The organism is Pseudomonas sp. BNK-15 (assembly GCF_047456105.1).
Taxonomy (GTDB): Bacteria; Pseudomonadota; Gammaproteobacteria; order Pseudomonadales; family Pseudomonadaceae; genus Aquipseudomonas; species Aquipseudomonas putida_E.
In genome coordinates this window covers 2,332,675-2,348,364 of sequence record NZ_CP179898.1, presented here as the reverse complement: position 1 = coordinate 2,348,364, position 15,690 = coordinate 2,332,675, and the positions used below count along the sequence as shown (strand labels likewise).

Below are 15,690 nucleotides of genomic sequence, written 5' to 3'. Positions count from 1 at the left end.
CGGCTTGCCGGCGATTGGGCCGCAAAGCGGCCCCTTGGCACCGATCCCCAGGAGCAGCCCGTGAAAGCCCTCGACCAACTCACCTTCGACAACCGCTTCGCCCGCCTGGGCGATGCGTTCTCCACTCAGGTTTTGCCCGAGCCCATCGCAGAGCCTCGCCTGGTGGTGGCAAGCGAGTCAGCCATGGCCTTGCTCGACCTCGACCCGGCCCAAGCCGATTTGCCCTTGTTCGCCGAAGTGTTCAGCGGCCAAAAGCTCTGGGAAGAGGCCGACCCGCGGGCGATGGTCTATTCCGGACATCAGTTCGGCTCGTATAACCCACGCCTGGGCGATGGGCGCGGCCTGCTACTGGCCGAAGTGCTCAACGACGCAGGCGAACACTGGGACCTGCACCTCAAGGGCGCCGGCCAGACGCCGTATTCACGCATGGGCGACGGCCGCGCCGTACTGCGTTCCTCCATCCGCGAGTTTCTCGCATCCGAGGCCCTGCATGCCTTGGGTATCGCCACCAGCCGGGCACTGTGCGTGATCGGCTCCAGCACCCCGGTATGGCGCGAAACACGCGAAAGTGCGGCCATGCTCACGCGCCTGGCGCAGAGCCACGTGCGCTTCGGCCACTTCGAATATTTCTACTACACCAAGCAACCGGAACAGCAGCGGGTACTGATCGATCATGTGCTGGAACAGCACTACCCCGAATGCCGTGAGGCCGAACAACCCTACCTGGCCATGTTCCGCACCATCGTCGAGCGTAACGCCGAACTGATTGCTCACTGGCAGGCGTACGGCTTCTGTCATGGGGTGATGAACACCGACAACATGTCGATCCTGGGCATCACCTTCGATTTTGGCCCCTATGCCTTCCTCGACGACTTCGACGCCAACTTCATCTGCAACCATTCCGATGATCGTGGCCGCTACAGCTATGCCAACCAGGTACCGATCGCCCACTGGAACCTCAGCGCACTGGCCCAGGCCCTGACCACCGTGATCGAGGTCGAGCCTTTGAAGGAGGCATTGGGGTTGTTCCTGCCACTGTACCAGGCACATTACCTGGACCTGATGCGCCGACGCCTGGGCCTGACCACGGCCGAGGACGACGACATGGCGCTGGTCGAGCGCCTGCTGCAACGCATGCAGAGCGGGGGTGTGGACTACAACCTGTTCTTCCGCAGGCTGGGCGATCAACCGGTGGCCGAGGCACTCAAGGGCGTACGCGACGATTTCATCGACCTGGCAGGTTTCGATGCCTGGGGCGCGGACTATCTGGCCCGCTGTGAGCGTGAAGCCGGTAATGGCGATGGCCGCCGCGAGCGCATGCATGCGGTGAACCCGCTGTACGTACTGCGCAACTACCTGGCGCAAAAAGCCATCGAAGCCGCCGAGGCCGGTGACTACAGTGAAGTGCGGCGGCTGCATCAGGTGTTGAGCACGCCTTTCGAGGAACAAGCCGGAATGCAGGCCTACGCCGAGCGACCGCCCGCGTGGGGCAAACACCTGGAAATCAGCTGCTCCTCCTGATGGCTGGCCGGCGATAGCGTCCGAACAAACACCACAAGGAAACGACATGTCCGACTCACTGCTAGTGCCCTGCCCCCACTGCGACGGCCTCAACCGCCTGCCTTCATCCCGCCTGGGCGATGCGCCGAAATGCGGCCGCTGCAAACAGGATGTGCTGTTGAGCCAGCCGTTCGAGCTCAACGAACGCAACTATGCCAGCCAGATCAAAGGCGACCTGCCGCTGCTGATCGACGTCTGGGCCGACTGGTGCGGCCCGTGCAAGTCCTTCGCCCCCACTTTCGAACAGGCCGCCCGCCAGCTTACCGGCCGCTGCCGCCTGGCCAAGCTCGACAGTGAAGCCAACCGCAACCTTGCGGGCCAGTTGGGTATCCGTTCGATTCCCAGCCTGATCCTGTTCAAGAACGGCCGCGAAGTCAGCCGCCAGGCCGGCGCGTTTCCACTGCAGTCGTTGCTGGAGTGGCTACGCAGCCAAGGGGTTTAAGCCTCAAGCGTTCGCCAGTAGGGATTCATAGGGAATACGGAGGCCATCGTGAAGCCGTTTGATCATGGACAGACTTAGCCTGCGCTTCCCGTTCAAGACTTCAGATACGCGACCGCTTGGGCCGATGTAAGGCTCCAGGTCCCGCGCTGTCAACCCCTGCTGGTCCATGCAGAATTTGATAGCCTCGATTGGGTCTGCGGGCTGAATGGGGTAGTGCTTGTTTTCGTACACCTCAATCAATGTCACAAGAACTTCCATTTCATCAGCATCGGGCGTACCGGCTTGTGCTTGATAAATGGACTCCAGTCGCAGAAATGCGGCTTTAAGGTCGTCGTCATTGCGGATTGGCTTAATATTCACTGATCGTCTCCACGTCAATTTCGTCATATCGCTTGTGCGTTCCGACGAATTTCACCCAGGCAATACCAGCTCGATACTGCATTTCAACCACTAGCCGGTATTTATTGCCTCCGATGTTGAAGACCACGCGGTTGTTGCCACATATGCTAGCGCTGCCAATCTGGCTTTTCACCTCTTGCGGTGTTCGCCATGTGGCTTTTTGTGCCATATCGTGCCAACTCTCCAACGGTGCCTTGGCATCTTCATGCCCTGGTAACTCCCAGAATTTCACCAATGTACTTTTGGCAATGACGCGCATCCAAACAGATCTCCCGTTTTGGGAGATGCTAGCGCTTATCTACTCCTCGCGCAAGGATGAGCATTTCACGCGGTGCGCTCAAGCAAGTCATGCAGCTCGACAAACTGCTGGGTCAGCTTGTGCCGTGGCTCCAGGTGAATCAGCGGTAAACTGGCGTGGTGCGACTCGCGCATCTTCACCGAACTGCTCAGGTATACCGGCAATACCGGCAGGCCTTCGGCCAGCAGTTCGTCGAGCATCTGCTGGGGCAGGCTGGCGCGGGACTGGAACTGATTGACGACAATGCCTTCGACCACCAGCTCTTCGTTGTGGTCATCCTTCAACTCTTCTATCTCAGCCAGCAGCCCATACAGCGCCTGGCGCGAAAAACTGTCGCAGTCGAACGGGATCAGCACACGGTCTGCCGCAATCAGCGCCGATACCGCATAGAAGTTGAGTGCAGGCGGGGTATCGATGTAGATCCGCTCGTAATCCTCGTCGAGCTCGTCGAGCAACTTACGCAGCTTGTTGATCTTGTGCTTGGCCTCAAGCTTGGGCTGCAAATCGGCCAGCTCTGACGTGGCGGTGATCACATGCAGGTTGTCGAACGGGGTTTCGTAGATATCGACCTTGTTCTTCTTGCTGAACGGCCCGCTGGAGAGGCTTTGCTTGAAGAAGTCGGCGATGCCCATCGGAATGTCTTCGCCGGTAAGGCCGGTCAGGTACTGAGTCGAGTTGGCCTGGGCATCCAGGTCGATCAGCAGGGTCCGATAACCTTCACTGGCGCTGACCGCCGCCAGATTGCAAGCGATGCTCGACTTGCCCACACCACCTTTCTGATTGAACACCACGCGCCGCATGAGAGACCTCCGTGTATCAACGAATGCCCGAGTATGTGGCGGCGCAGCGGCATTGGCCAGCGCCAATTGCCCGACGCCGACGGCAAGGGTTCAATTGCCCCCTGCGGTTACGCCCGTCAGCAATGCGGCAAAGGCCTTGGCCATTGCCGATCCGCCATGTTGGCGCTGGACCAGCCATACAGCAGAGGTGGCGTCTTCATCCAGAAGCGTTCGGTACACAACGCCCTCGATGCGCATGCGCTGAAAGGAAGCAGGCAAAATCGACACCCCAAGGCCCGCCGACACCAGCCCAATGATGGTCATGGCTTCCCCTGCTTCCTGAGCAAAATGCGGATTGAAACCCGCCTGTCGCGCCAGGCTCAGCAACTGGGCGTGCAATCCACTGCCGTAACTGCGCGGGAAGAACACGAACGGTTCATGGGCCAGCGCCGCCATGTGCACACCGTGCTCGGTCCCTTCGGCCAGCGCATGTGAGGCATTGATCACCGCCACCAGCGGTTCGCGAAATAGCTCCGTGGCCACCAGCCCTTCCGGCAAGGGCATGGGCCGCATCAGGCCGACCTCGATGGACTCGTCGAACACCCCTTCGGCGACATCGCGGCTGCTCATTTCCTTGAGGTTCAGGTGCACCGCCGGGAAGCGCTGGCGGAAGGCATGAATCGCCTTGGGGATCTTCGAGGTAAAAGGGGCCGACGAGGTAAAGCCGATCTTCATTTCGCCCAGCTCACCCAGTTGCGCACGGCGCGCAACATCGGCCGCCTTCTCTACCTGCGCAAGTACCTGACGGGCTTCCTCAAGGAACAGCCGACCGGCCTCACTCAGCTCGACCCGACGATTGGTACGTTCGAACAGGCGCGCGCCCAACTCCTGTTCCAAAGCCTGAATCTGCTGACTCAGGGGTGGCTGAGAAATGCCTAACTGCCGGGCCGCCCGCCCGAAGTGCAGCTCTTCGGCAACGGCAATGAAATAACGCAGGTGGCGCAGTTCCATGGGGCCTCCAGAACAAGTCGCAAAACGTCTTAAATAGGTCGAACAATATATTGGATCTAATCATTAGGCAGCTATATGCTTTTTCCATTGCGCCAGAGGTACCCGCCCGTGAAAACTGCTGTAGCCCCCCTTCCTGCCGACCCCGAGCCTGCACCGCTGAACGAAATCTGGATCGAGAAAGGCACCCCTGCCTTCATGAAGACCGTATTGGCCCTGTTCAGCGGCGGCTTCGCGACCTTCGCCCTGCTGTATTGCGTGCAGCCGATGATGCCGCTGCTGTCGCAGGAGTTTTCGATCAATGCCGCGCAGAGCAGCCTGGTACTGTCGGTGTCGACCGGCATGCTGGCGTTCGGCCTGCTGATCACCGGGCCGATTTCCGACCGCATCGGGCGCAAGCCGGTGATGGTATTCGCGCTGCTCTGCGCCGCGTTATCGACCATGGTCAGCGCAGTGATGCCGACCTGGGAAGGCGTACTCGCCACGCGGGCGCTGGTCGGCCTGTCGCTGAGCGGCCTGGCAGCTGTGGCGATGACCTACCTGAGTGAAGAAATCCACCCGCAGCACATCGGCCTGGCCATGGGCTTGTATATCGGTGGCAATGCCATCGGCGGCATGAGCGGTCGGCTGATCACAGGCGTGCTGATCGACTTCGTCAGCTGGCACACGGCAATGCTGACCATCGGTGGTTTGGCCCTGATCGCAGCGCTGGTGTTCTGGAAGGTGCTGCCCGAATCGCGCAATTTCAGGGCGCAGACGCTCAAACCGCGCAGCCTGCTGGATGGCTTCGTCATGCACTTCAAGGACGCGGGTCTGCCCTGGCTGTTCCTCGAAGCCTTCCTGTTGATGGGCGCATTCGTCACCCTGTTCAACTACATAGGCTATCGGCTGCTCGCCGAGCCGTATCACATGAACCAGGCGCTGGTCGGTTTGCTCTCGGTGGTCTATCTGTCGGGTATCTACAGCTCGGCACAAGTGGGTGCGCTGGCAGATAAACTTGGGCGCCGCCGGGTGTTCTGGGCGAGCATTCTGGTCATGGCGGGCGGGCTGTTGATGACATTGGCCAACCCACTGGTGATGATCATCGTCGGGATGCTGATCTTTACCTTCGGCTTCTTCGGAGCGCATTCGGTGGCCAGCAGCTGGATCGGCCGCCGAGCGCTGAAGGCCAAGGGCCAGGCGTCTTCGCTGTACCTGTTCTGCTATTACGCGGGGTCGAGTGTGGCGGGGACGGCAGGCGGGGTGTTCTGGCACCAATGGGGCTGGAGTGGCATCGGGCTGTTCATCGGCAGCCTCCTGGCGGTGGCGTTGCTGGTGGCGTTGCACCTTAGCAAGCTGGCGCCCAAGGCTGCCTGAAACAGGGCTGCTCTGTGCAGCCCAATCGCCGGCAAGCCGGCCCCCACAGGTAAACCACTGTATTCAAGGGCAGTGGGATACCTGTGGGGGCCGGCTTGCCGGCGATTGGGGCTTCAGATCAGTTCACGATCTCGACAATATCCACATCCACTTCACGGCTCATCAGGTGCTTTTCCACCTCGCCGGTCAGCTTGACCTTGGTCTTGTCGTTGAACGGCGTCGGCGGCAGGTCTTCATCGTCGATCTCAACGGTGATGGTGCCGGTGTTGTCCTTGAATTCGTACTTGTCGTCGTTGTTGATCTTCTTGGTGACATAACCCTGCAGCACCACGGGGGTGTCATCGGCTGCGTCATTGGCAGCAGCGACGGTAGTCACCGACTGGGCGCCCGGGCCGGTATAGCCGGCGGCCAAGACAGCGGTACTGAACAAGGGGGCGAGAATCAGAGCGAAGTAACGAGCTTTCATGAGGATCGGGTCCTGTTTCGGTTTCGATGGGACCAGATTAGCGACAATCGCTGAATTAAAACTTAATGCAACAAAAAACGGCCCGCCGGCAAGCCGGCTCCTACAAGGACCGCGCAGTTGTTGAGCTGTGCGCCGTACCTGTGGGAGCCGGCTTGCCGGCGATGGGCCGCAAAGCGGCCCCAAATCGCTTGACTGACTGCCATTCAGATCACTGGTGATACTGCGCCGACAGCTCATGCACGGCGTTGATGAACACACCTGCATGCTCCGGGTCGACCTCCGGCGTAATGCCGTGACCCAGGTTGAACACATGGCCGCTACCCTTGCCATAGCTCGCCAGGATCCGTGCCACTTCGTTGCGAATGGCCTCAGGCTTGGCGTACAGCACGGTCGGGTCCATGTTGCCTTGCAGGGCAACCTTGTCGCCAACGCGGCGGCGGGCGTCGCCGATCTCGCAGGTCCAGTCCAGGCCCAGGGCATCAGCGCCGGCTTCGGCGATGCTCTCCAGCCACAGGCCGCCGTTCTTGGTGAACAGGATTACTGGCACCTTGCGCCCATCGTGCTCACGGATCAGGCCGCTGACGATCTTGCGCATGTAGGCCAGGGAGAACTCCTGATACGCCGCCGCCGACAGGTTGCCGCCCCAGGTGTCGAAGATCTGCACGGCTTGGGCGCCGGCCAGGATCTGCCCGTTGAGGTAGCTGGTGACCGACTGTGCCAGCTTGTCCAGCAGCAGGTGCAGGGCTTGCGGGTTGTCGTAGGCCATCGCCTTGGTCTTGCGGAAGTCTTTGGACGAACCACCTTCGACCATGTAGGTGGCCAAGGTCCACGGGCTGCCGGAGAAACCGATCAGCGGCACACGGCCGTTGAGCTCGCGCCGAATGGTACTGACGGCATCCATCACGTAGCCGAGGTCTTTCTGCGGATCAGGGATTGGCAGGGCTTCGATGTCGGCCGGGGTGCTGATGACCTTCTTGAAGCGCGGACCTTCGCCGGTCTCGAAGTACAGGCCCAGGCCCATGGCATCGGGAATGGTGAGGATGTCCGAGAACAGGATCGCTGCGTCAAGCGGGTAGCGCTCCAGCGGCTGCAGGGTGACCTCGCAGGCGAACTGCGGGTTCATGCACAGGCTCATGAAGTCACCGGCCTTGGCGCGGCTGGCGCGGTATTCCGGCAGGTAACGGCCGGCCTGGCGCATCATCCATACAGGGGTGACGTCTACGGGTTGCTTGAGCAGTGCACGCAGGAAACGATCGTTCTTCAGGGCAGTCATGTCGGCATCCGGCAAAAAAGTGCGGGCATTTTCTCAGACGCCAGCGCAAAAGGCACGGTTGAGACCATGCGTTTTGTCTATTGGGTGCCGTGGATCAAGCAATTTTGTATACAAAAAGCGATGAGGCCGCTGTGCGGCCCCATCGGTCACATCAGACTTCGAGGTAATCCAGGATACCTTCGGCAGCGGTACGACCTTCGAAGATGGCGGTCACCACCAGGTCCGAACCGCGCACCATATCGCCACCGGCAAAGATTTTCGGGTTGCTGGTCTGGTGCTTGAACTTGCCTTTCTCCGGGGCCACCACGCGGCCTTGGCTGTCCATCTGGATGCCATGCTGCTCGAACCAAGGTGCCGGGCTCGGGCGGAAGCCGAAAGCGATCACCACGGCGTCCGCCGGGAGGATTTCTTCGGAACCCGGGATTGGCTCAGGGCTGCGACGACCACGGGCATCAGGCTCGCCAAGACGGGTCTCGACCACCTTCACGCCTTCGACCTTGTCTTCACCGACAATGGCGATCGGCTGACGGTTGTAGAGGAATTTCACGCCTTCTTCCTTTGCGTTCTTCACCTCTTTGCGCGAGCCCGGCATGTTGGCTTCGTCACGACGGTAGGCACAGGTCACCGCCTTGGCGCCCTGGCGGATCGAGGTGCGGTTGCAGTCCATTGCGGTGTCGCCACCGCCCAGCACCACGACCTTCTTGCCCTGCATGTCGACGAAGTCTTGCGGCGACTTCTCGAAGCCCAGGTTGCGGTTGACGTTGGCGATCAGGAAGTCCAGCGCGTCATGCACGCCCGGCAGGTCCTCGCCCGGGAAGCCGCCTTTCATGTAGGTGTAGGTACCCATGCCCATGAACACGGCGTCGTACTCGGCGAGCAGCTGTTCCATGGTGATGTCGGTGCCCACTTCGGTGTTCAGGCGGAACTCGATACCCATGCCGGTAAAGACTTCGCGACGATTGCTCAGCACGGTCTTTTCCAGCTTGAACTCAGGGATGCCGAAGGTCAGCAAGCCGCCGATTTCCGGGTTCTTGTCGAACACCACCGGGGTAACCCCGGCGCGCACCAGCACGTCGGCACAGCCCAGGCCTGCCGGGCCAGCACCGATGATGGCAACGCGCTTGCCGGTCGGTTTGACCTTGGACATGTCCGGGCGCCAACCCATGGCGAAGGCGGTGTCGGTGATGTACTTCTCGACCGAACCGATGGTCACCGCGCCGAAGCCATCGTTCAGGGTGCAGGCACCCTCGCACAGGCGGTCCTGCGGGCACACACGGCCGCAGACTTCCGGCAGGGTGTTGGTCTGGTGCGAGAGTTCCGCCGCAGCCAGGATGTTGCCTTCGGAGACCAGCTTCAACCAGTTCGGGATGAAGTTGTGCACCGGGCACTTCCACTCGCAATAGGGGTTACCGCAGCCCAGGCAGCGGTGTGCCTGCTCTACGGACTGCTGGGGCTTGAAAGGCTCGTAGATTTCCACGAACTCCTTCTTGCGTTGGCGCAGCAGCTTTTTCTTCGGGTCCTTGCGGCCCACTTCGATGAACTGGAAGTCGTTACTCAGACGTTCAGCCATTTTTCAAAACCTCTTAACAGCAGCTGCAAGCTACAAGCTGCAAGCCGCAAGACGATCACTTAAGCCGGGCAAACCTCGAGCTGCTATTACTCGCAGCTTGAGGCTTGCCACTTGCAGCTGTTTTTACTGCGGGTTGGCACGGGTGCTGGACAGCAGTTGCTTGAGGTTGGCCGCCTTCGGCTTGACCAGCCAGAAGCGCCGCACATAGTCGTCCAGGTTTTCCGAGAGCTCACGCCCCCACTCGCTGCCGGTTTCTTCCACGTATTCGCCAAGGACCCGCGCCAGGTGGCTACGGTAGGCTTCCATCGCTTCACCACTGATACGCTGGATTTCCACCAGCTCGTGGTTGAGCTTGTCGACGAAGCTGTTGTCCATGTCGAGCACGTAGGCGAAGCCGCCAGTCATGCCAGAGCCGAAGTTGTAACCGGTCTTGCCCAGAACGCAGACAAAGCCACCGGTCATGTATTCACAGCAGTGATCGCCAGTACCCTCGACAACAGCATGGGCGCCGGAGTTACGCACAGCGAAGCGCTCGCCCGCGGTGCCGGCGGCGAACAGCTTGCCGCCCGTGGCGCCGTACAGGCAGGTGTTGCCGACGATGGCGCTGTGCTGAGTTTCGAACGGGCTGCCGGCTGGCGGCACGATGGTGACCTTGCCACCGGTCATGCCTTTGCCGACGTAGTCGTTGGCGTCTCCTTCCAGGTACAGGTTCAGACCACCGGCGTTCCACACGCCGAAGCTCTGGCCCGCAGTTCCCTTGAAGCGGAAGGTGATCGGCGCTGCGGCCATGCCCTGGTTGCCGTGCAGCTTGGCGATTTCGCCGGAGATGCGCGCACCAATGGAGCGGTCACAGTTGCAGATGTCGAGCGCGAACTCGCCACCGGCCTGATCGCGGATGGCCGGCAGGGCCATTTCGACCATCTTCTCGGCCAGCTCGCCCTTGTCGAACGGCGGGTTCTTGTCGACTTCGCAGAACTGCGGCTTGTCGGCCGGGATGTGCGAGCTGCCCAGCAGCGGCGACAGGTCCAGGTAGTGCTGGCGTTCGGTATCGCCTGGCAGCACGTCGAGCAAGTCGGTCCGGCCGATCAGTTCGCCCAGGCTACGCACACCCAGCTTGGCCAGCCACTCGCGGGTTTCCTCGGCGACGAAGGTGAAGAAGTTGATCACCATGTCGACGGTGCCGATGTAGTGGTCCTTGCGCAGCTTGTCGTTCTGCGTGGCCACGCCAGTGGCGCAGTTGTTCAGGTGGCAGATGCGCAGGTACTTGCAGCCCAGGGCGATCATCGGTGCGGTACCGAAGCCAAAGCTTTCGGCGCCGAGGATGGCGGCCTTGATCACATCCAGGCCGGTTTTCAGGCCGCCGTCGGTCTGTACCCGTACCTTGCCGCGCAGGTCGTTGCCGCGCAGGGTCTGGTGGGTTTCGGCCAGGCCAAGCTCCCACGGGGCGCCGGCGTACTTGATGGAGGTCAGCGGCGAAGCACCGGTACCACCGTCATAACCGGAGATGGTGATCAGGTCGGCATAGGCCTTGGCCACGCCGGCGGCGATGGTGCCAACGCCCGCCTCTGCCACCAGCTTGACCGATACCAGGGCCTGGGGGTTGACCTGCTTGAGGTCATAGATCAGCTGGGCCAGGTCTTCGATCGAGTAGATGTCGTGGTGCGGTGGCGGCGAGATCAGGGTCACGCCCGGTACCGCATAGCGCAGCTTGGCGATCAGGCCGTTGACCTTGCCGCCGGGCAACTGGCCGCCCTCGCCCGGTTTGGCGCCCTGGGCAACCTTGATCTGCAGCACTTCGGCATTGACCAGGTATTCCGGGGTCACACCGAAGCGGCCGGTGGCCACCTGCTTGATCTTGGAGCTGCGGATGGTGCCATAGCGCGAGGGGTCTTCACCGCCCTCACCGGAGTTGGAGCGCGCGCCCAGGCGGTTCATCGCCTCGGCCAGCGCTTCGTGAGCCTCTGGCGACAGCGCACCCAGCGAGATACCGGCGGAGTCGAAGCGCTTGAGGATCGCCTCCAGCGGCTCGATCTGATCCAGCGGCAGGGCCTCGTCGGCCACCTTCACTTTCAGCAGGTCGCGGATCATCGACACCGGGCGCTGGTCGACCAGCGTGGTGTACTCCTTGAACTTGGCGTAGTCGCCCTGCTGCACGGCGGCCTGCAGGGTATTGACCACATCCGGGTTGTAGGCGTGGTACTCGCCACCGTGGACGAACTTGAGCAGGCCGCCCTGCTGGATCGGCTTGCGCGCGCTCCAGGCTTCAGCGGCGAGCAGCTTCTGGTCGCCCTCGAGGTCGACGAAACGCGCACCCTTGATGCGGCTGGACACGCCTTTGAAGCTCAGGCCGACCACTTCTTCGGCCAGGCCTACGGCCTCGAACAGCTGAGCACCACGGTAGGAGGCGATGGTGGAGATGCCCATCTTCGACAGGATCTTCAGCAGGCCCTTGGAGATGCCTTTGCGGTAGTACTTGAAGACTTCGTCCAGGTCGCCCAGCACTTCGCCGGTGCGGATCAGGTCGGCCAGCACTTCATACGCCAGGTACGGGTACACCGCAGAGGCGCCGAAGCCCAGCAGCACGGCGAAGTGGTGCGGATCACGGGCAGTGGCGGTTTCGACCAGGATGTTGCTGTCGCAACGCAGGCCTTTTTCCGTCAGGCGGTGGTGGACCGCGCCAACGGCGAACGAAGCGTGCACCGGCAGCTTGCCCGGGGCGATGTAGCGGTCGCTGAGCACCAGTTGGGTCTTGCCAGCGCGCACCGCTTCTTCAGCCTGATCGGCGATGTTGCGGATGGCCGCTTCCAGGCCGATGCCTTGCTCGTAGTTGAGGTCGATCAGCTGACGGTCGAAGCCTTCGCGCTCCAGGTTCATCAACGAACGCCACTTGGCGGGCGAGATGACCGGGGAGCTGAGGATTACCCGCGAGGCATGCTCAGGAGATTCCTGGAAGATGTTGCGCTCGGCACCCAGGCAGATCTCCAGCGACATGACGATCGCTTCGCGCAGCGGGTCGATCGGCGGGTTGGTAACTTGGGCGAACTGCTGGCGGAAGAAGTCGTAAGGCGAACGCACGCGCTGCGACAGCACGGCCATTGGCGTGTCGTCACCCATCGAACCGACCGCTTCCTGGCCTTGCTCGCCGAGTGGGCGCAGTACCTGGTCACGCTCTTCGAAAGTGACCTGGAACATCTTCATGTACTGCTTGAGCTGGTCAGCGTCGTAGCTGGCCGCGCCCTGGTCGTCGGAGAGCGTCGCCTGGATGCGCAAGGCGTGCTGACGCAGCCAGCGCTTGTACGGGTGGCGCGACTTCAGGCGGTTGTCGATGGCATCGGTGTCGAGGATGTGGCCGGTCTCGGTATCCACCGCGAAGATCTGGCCTGGGCCGACACGGCCCTTGGCGATGACATCTTCAGGCTTGTAGTCCCACACGCCGATTTCCGACGCCAGGGTGATATAGCCATTCTTGGTGGTCACCCAGCGCGCCGGGCGCAGGCCGTTGCGGTCAAGCAGGCAGACCGCATGACGGCCTTCGGTCATGACGATGCCGGCCGGGCCGTCCCACGGTTCCATGTGCATGGAGTTGTATTCGTAGAAAGCGCGCAGGTCGGCGTCCATGGTCTCGACGTTCTGCCAGGCTGGCGGTACCAGCATGCGCACGCCGCGGAACAGGTCGATACCGCCGGTGACCATCAGCTCCAGCATGTTGTCCATGCTCGAGGAGTCGGACCCTACGCGGTTGACCAGCGGGCCGAGCTCTTCGAGGTCGGGGATCTGGTCGTTGGCGAACTTGGTGCGACGGGCCATCGCCCAGTTGCGGTTACCGGTGATGGTGTTGATCTCGCCATTGTGGGCGAGGAAGCGGAACGGCTGCGCCAGCGGCCATTTCGGCAGGGTGTTGGTGGAGAAGCGCTGGTGGAACACGCAGATCGCGGTTTGCAGGCGCTCGTCGTCCAGGTCGGGATAGAAGGCCGCGAGATCGCGCGGCATCATCAGGCCTTTGTAGATGATGGTCTTGTGCGAGAAGCTGCAGATGTAGTGGTCGGCGTCGTGGGCGTTGGCCACGGACGAACGGCGACGGGCACTGAACAGCTTGATGGCGAATTCCTGATCGCTCAGGCCTTCACCGCCGATGAACACCTGTTCGATCTGCGGCAGGCGCTCCAGCGCCAGGCGGCCGAGCACGCTGGTGTCGATCGGGACTTTGCGCCAGCCAACCAGGGTCAGGCCGGCAGCGATGATTTCGCGATCCATGTTGGCGCGAGCGGCTTCGGCTTTTACCGGGTCCTGATTGAAGAACACCATGCCAACGGCGTACTGCTTGGGCAGCTCGACGGCAAAGTGCTCCTGGGCCACGGCACGCAGGAATTGATCGGGTTTCTGCATGAGCAGACCGCAACCGTCACCGGTCTTGCCGTCGGCGTTGATGCCGCCACGGTGGGTCATGCAAGTCAGGGCCTGCATGGCCGTTTGCAGAAGGTGGTGGCTCGGTTCGCCCGTCATATGGGCGATCAGGCCAAAACCACAGTTGTCCTTGAATTCTTCGGGATGGTACAGACCTGTTTTCATAGACACTTTCTCACCAGGTTCACCTCTCAACCGGAGGCAAATCTCTTTTTTAACAACCACTTACCATCCACGCCGATCAAATGCCAGCTTTTTTGCGGTGGCCATGGAAAACCATTGTTGCACAGCGACAGCGATGCCCACAAATTTTCATGTCTCACCATTGAAAATTTATGTCGCAATTTTGAATGTTTTTGCGCCATGCGCCGTGATAGCGGCTTGGCTCGAGTCTGAAGCGTTTCAGCCATGACTGCAAGATTGGCTTGTGGCCGGCAGCCTGGGACAGAAAAGCCTGCCGCGCTCGGGCGCAGCAGGCTAGACGAAAGTCAGTTATCGCTCAGCAACTGGGCGGCGGGGTGGTGCCGCCCGGAAGGTATCAGCGGGCCGTGGCCAGCTCTTGTTGGACGCTGGCGACAGTACGTGGCCAAGGTTTACCAGCCTGAACCTTCGCTGGCAAGTTCTTGATTGCCGCAACCGCTGCATCGCGGTTGGCGAAGCTACCATAGGTGACCACGTAGAGCGGCTTGCCCTGCAGGCTTTTCTTGAAGTAGCGATAGTCGCCACCCTGCGCCTTGACGAAGGCCTGCGCCGACGCTTCGGAGCTGGTACCAAGGATCTGCACTACATAATTGCCAGGCTTCTGACCGGAGTACCAGCCGCTGTTACCGCTGCCGCCTGTTGCAGGTTTGGCAGCGGGCTTGGCAGTGGCAACCTGGGTCGGTGCAGGAGCGGGCTTGGCGGGTGCAACCGGCTTGGCCGGCTGGGTTGCTACCGGCTTCTGCACAGGCGCAACCGGCTGGGCCGGCGGCGTACTGGTGGTAGCCTGAGCCATGGTCGGTGCGGGGCCTGCAGCTTCACCCTGCGGTGGTGCGATGGTCGTTACCGTTGGCGGATTGCCTGGCTGCAGCGCAGTGCTGTCCGCCGGGCCACCTTCTTCACCATCCCCCATGCCGGCGGCCTGCGCCAGCGGCTCGCGCATCACCGGCTGCGACTGGCCAACCAGGGGCAGTGGCATCGGCTGCGACGAGCCTGAGAATTCGATGGCCGGGTCAGCGGGCTTTGCTTCCCCCAGCGGCAATTGGGCTTGGGCTGCGGGCGCATCCGTAGCCGCCTTGTCGCTTTTCTTGGGCATGAGAACCGCGGCAGCAACGGCCACTACAACGACAGCGGACAGCGCGAGCACGTGTTTCTTAGGCATTTTGAACCCCATGGTTGGTCGCTTCGCCGTACTACGGCTGGCGATCATGGCTTCGATCAAGGTATCGCGGGCGACCTGGTTGATGTTGCCAGGCCAACCGTCGGAGTGTTCATGAATATCGACGATCTGCTCATGGGTGAACACCTCGATGCCCCGGCCTGCACCTTCCAGGCGCTGCTCCAGGTACTCGCGGGTCTCTTCCTCGCTGTAGGGGGCGAGTTCGATGACGTGGAAACGCTCTTCCTCGACATGGATCTCATCCAACCCGGCGATCAGCGACGCTTCGCCGAACAGGAACACGTGCGGGCGCCCCTCCGGGACACCTGCCGCCAGCTCCAGCAACGCTTGGAGTGCCGACTCGTCGAGTTGTTCCGCATCGTCGACCAGTAAATAGACTTCCTGCCCGGTGAGGGCAAGCTGTACCACCTTGGAGAGGATCGCCTGAACTTCCGCCGGAGCCACGTCCAGCGCCTGGGCCACCTGGCCCAGCACGCTGGCAGCATCGCTGGCGCCGCGCGCCGATACCACGACGCTCTGCACCGACTGCTTGTTGGTGCTGGCCACCAAGGCCTGGCGCAACAACGTCTTGCCGCTGCCGACCGGGCCTGTAACCACCAGCATCAGCTGGCTGTAACGGGCCAGGTGGTGCAGTTGGCCGAGCACAGGCTTGCGCTGGGCAGGGAAAAACTTGAAGCCGGGCACACGCGGCGCGAACGGATCGTGGCTCAACTGGTAATGGTCGAGAAACGCCTCATCGGCATGCAAACTGGTCATT

At 61.6% G+C, this 15,690-nt stretch carries 12 protein-coding genes; 3 read left to right on the top strand and 9 right to left on the bottom strand.

Features of this window, described 5'->3' with window-relative positions; translation table 11 throughout:
• Window positions 1-60: 60 nt before the first annotated feature.
• Together selO and trxC are read left to right on the top strand one after the other, a co-directional pair.
• Window positions 61-1,521, top strand: a complete 1,461-nt coding sequence (gene selO, locus ACMGF5_RS10785; protein WP_119688138.1) for a protein adenylyltransferase SelO — start codon at window positions 61-63, stop codon at window positions 1,519-1,521.
• Window positions 1,522-1,567: 46 nt separating this feature from the next.
• Window positions 1,568-2,002, top strand: coding sequence for a thioredoxin TrxC (gene trxC, locus ACMGF5_RS10780; RefSeq protein WP_115273383.1), 435 nt, complete (start codon window positions 1,568-1,570; stop codon window positions 2,000-2,002).
• A gap of 3 nt (window positions 2,003-2,005) precedes the next feature.
• On the opposite strand, the gene ACMGF5_RS10775 is transcribed toward trxC, so the two are convergent.
• The 4 genes from ACMGF5_RS10775 to ACMGF5_RS10760 form a co-directional block, all read right to left on the bottom strand.
• Window positions 2,006-2,362: a helix-turn-helix domain-containing protein gene (locus ACMGF5_RS10775; protein WP_046784974.1), complete on the bottom strand. Its 357-nt coding sequence runs from the start codon at window positions 2,360-2,362 to the stop codon at window positions 2,006-2,008.
• Window positions 2,352-2,660, bottom strand: a complete 309-nt coding sequence (locus ACMGF5_RS10770; protein WP_046784973.1) for a type II toxin-antitoxin system HigB family toxin — start codon at window positions 2,658-2,660, stop codon at window positions 2,352-2,354. The genes ACMGF5_RS10775 and ACMGF5_RS10770 overlap by 11 nt, the downstream gene beginning before the upstream one ends.
• A 65-nt stretch (window positions 2,661-2,725) precedes the next feature.
• Window positions 2,726-3,499 carry a ParA family protein gene (locus ACMGF5_RS10765; protein ID WP_115273382.1) on the bottom strand — a complete coding sequence of 258 codons (774 nt, stop codon included), beginning with the start codon at window positions 3,497-3,499 and terminating at the stop codon, window positions 2,726-2,728.
• A 90-nt stretch (window positions 3,500-3,589) separates the two neighbouring features.
• On the bottom strand, window positions 3,590-4,489 hold the full coding sequence (locus ACMGF5_RS10760) for a LysR substrate-binding domain-containing protein (RefSeq protein WP_414157777.1): 900 nt from the start codon (window positions 4,487-4,489) through the stop codon (window positions 3,590-3,592).
• Window positions 4,490-4,597: 108 nt separating this feature from the next.
• Between ACMGF5_RS10760 and ACMGF5_RS10755 the strand changes: the two genes are divergently transcribed.
• Window positions 4,598-5,842, top strand: coding sequence for an MFS transporter (locus tag ACMGF5_RS10755; protein WP_161871625.1), 1,245 nt, complete (start codon window positions 4,598-4,600; stop codon window positions 5,840-5,842).
• A gap of 118 nt (window positions 5,843-5,960) precedes the next feature.
• On the opposite strand, the gene ACMGF5_RS10750 is transcribed toward ACMGF5_RS10755, so the two are convergent.
• From ACMGF5_RS10750 to ACMGF5_RS10730, 5 genes are all read right to left on the bottom strand, one after another.
• Entirely contained in the window at window positions 5,961-6,308 is a 348-nt protein-coding gene (locus ACMGF5_RS10750) for a YgiW/YdeI family stress tolerance OB fold protein (protein ID WP_251962079.1), read from the bottom strand.
• A 208-nt stretch (window positions 6,309-6,516) separates the two neighbouring features.
• The gene (gene hemE / locus ACMGF5_RS10745; protein ID WP_251962080.1) at window positions 6,517-7,581 is read right to left on the bottom strand and encodes a uroporphyrinogen decarboxylase; all 1,065 of its coding nucleotides are present in this window, start codon (window positions 7,579-7,581) and stop codon (window positions 6,517-6,519) included.
• 151 nt (window positions 7,582-7,732) lie between these two features.
• Complete coding sequence (locus ACMGF5_RS10740; protein WP_115273377.1) at window positions 7,733-9,151, bottom strand: FAD-dependent oxidoreductase; 1,419 nt, start codon at window positions 9,149-9,151, stop codon at window positions 7,733-7,735.
• A gap of 123 nt (window positions 9,152-9,274) precedes the next feature.
• On the bottom strand, window positions 9,275-13,720 hold the full coding sequence (gene gltB / locus ACMGF5_RS10735; RefSeq protein WP_119688134.1) for a glutamate synthase large subunit: 4,446 nt from the start codon (window positions 13,718-13,720) through the stop codon (window positions 9,275-9,277).
• 373 nt (window positions 13,721-14,093) lie between these two features.
• Window positions 14,094-15,689, bottom strand: a complete 1,596-nt coding sequence (locus ACMGF5_RS10730; protein ID WP_046787054.1) for an SPOR domain-containing protein — start codon at window positions 15,687-15,689, stop codon at window positions 14,094-14,096.
• Window position 15,690 lies beyond the last annotated feature (1 nt).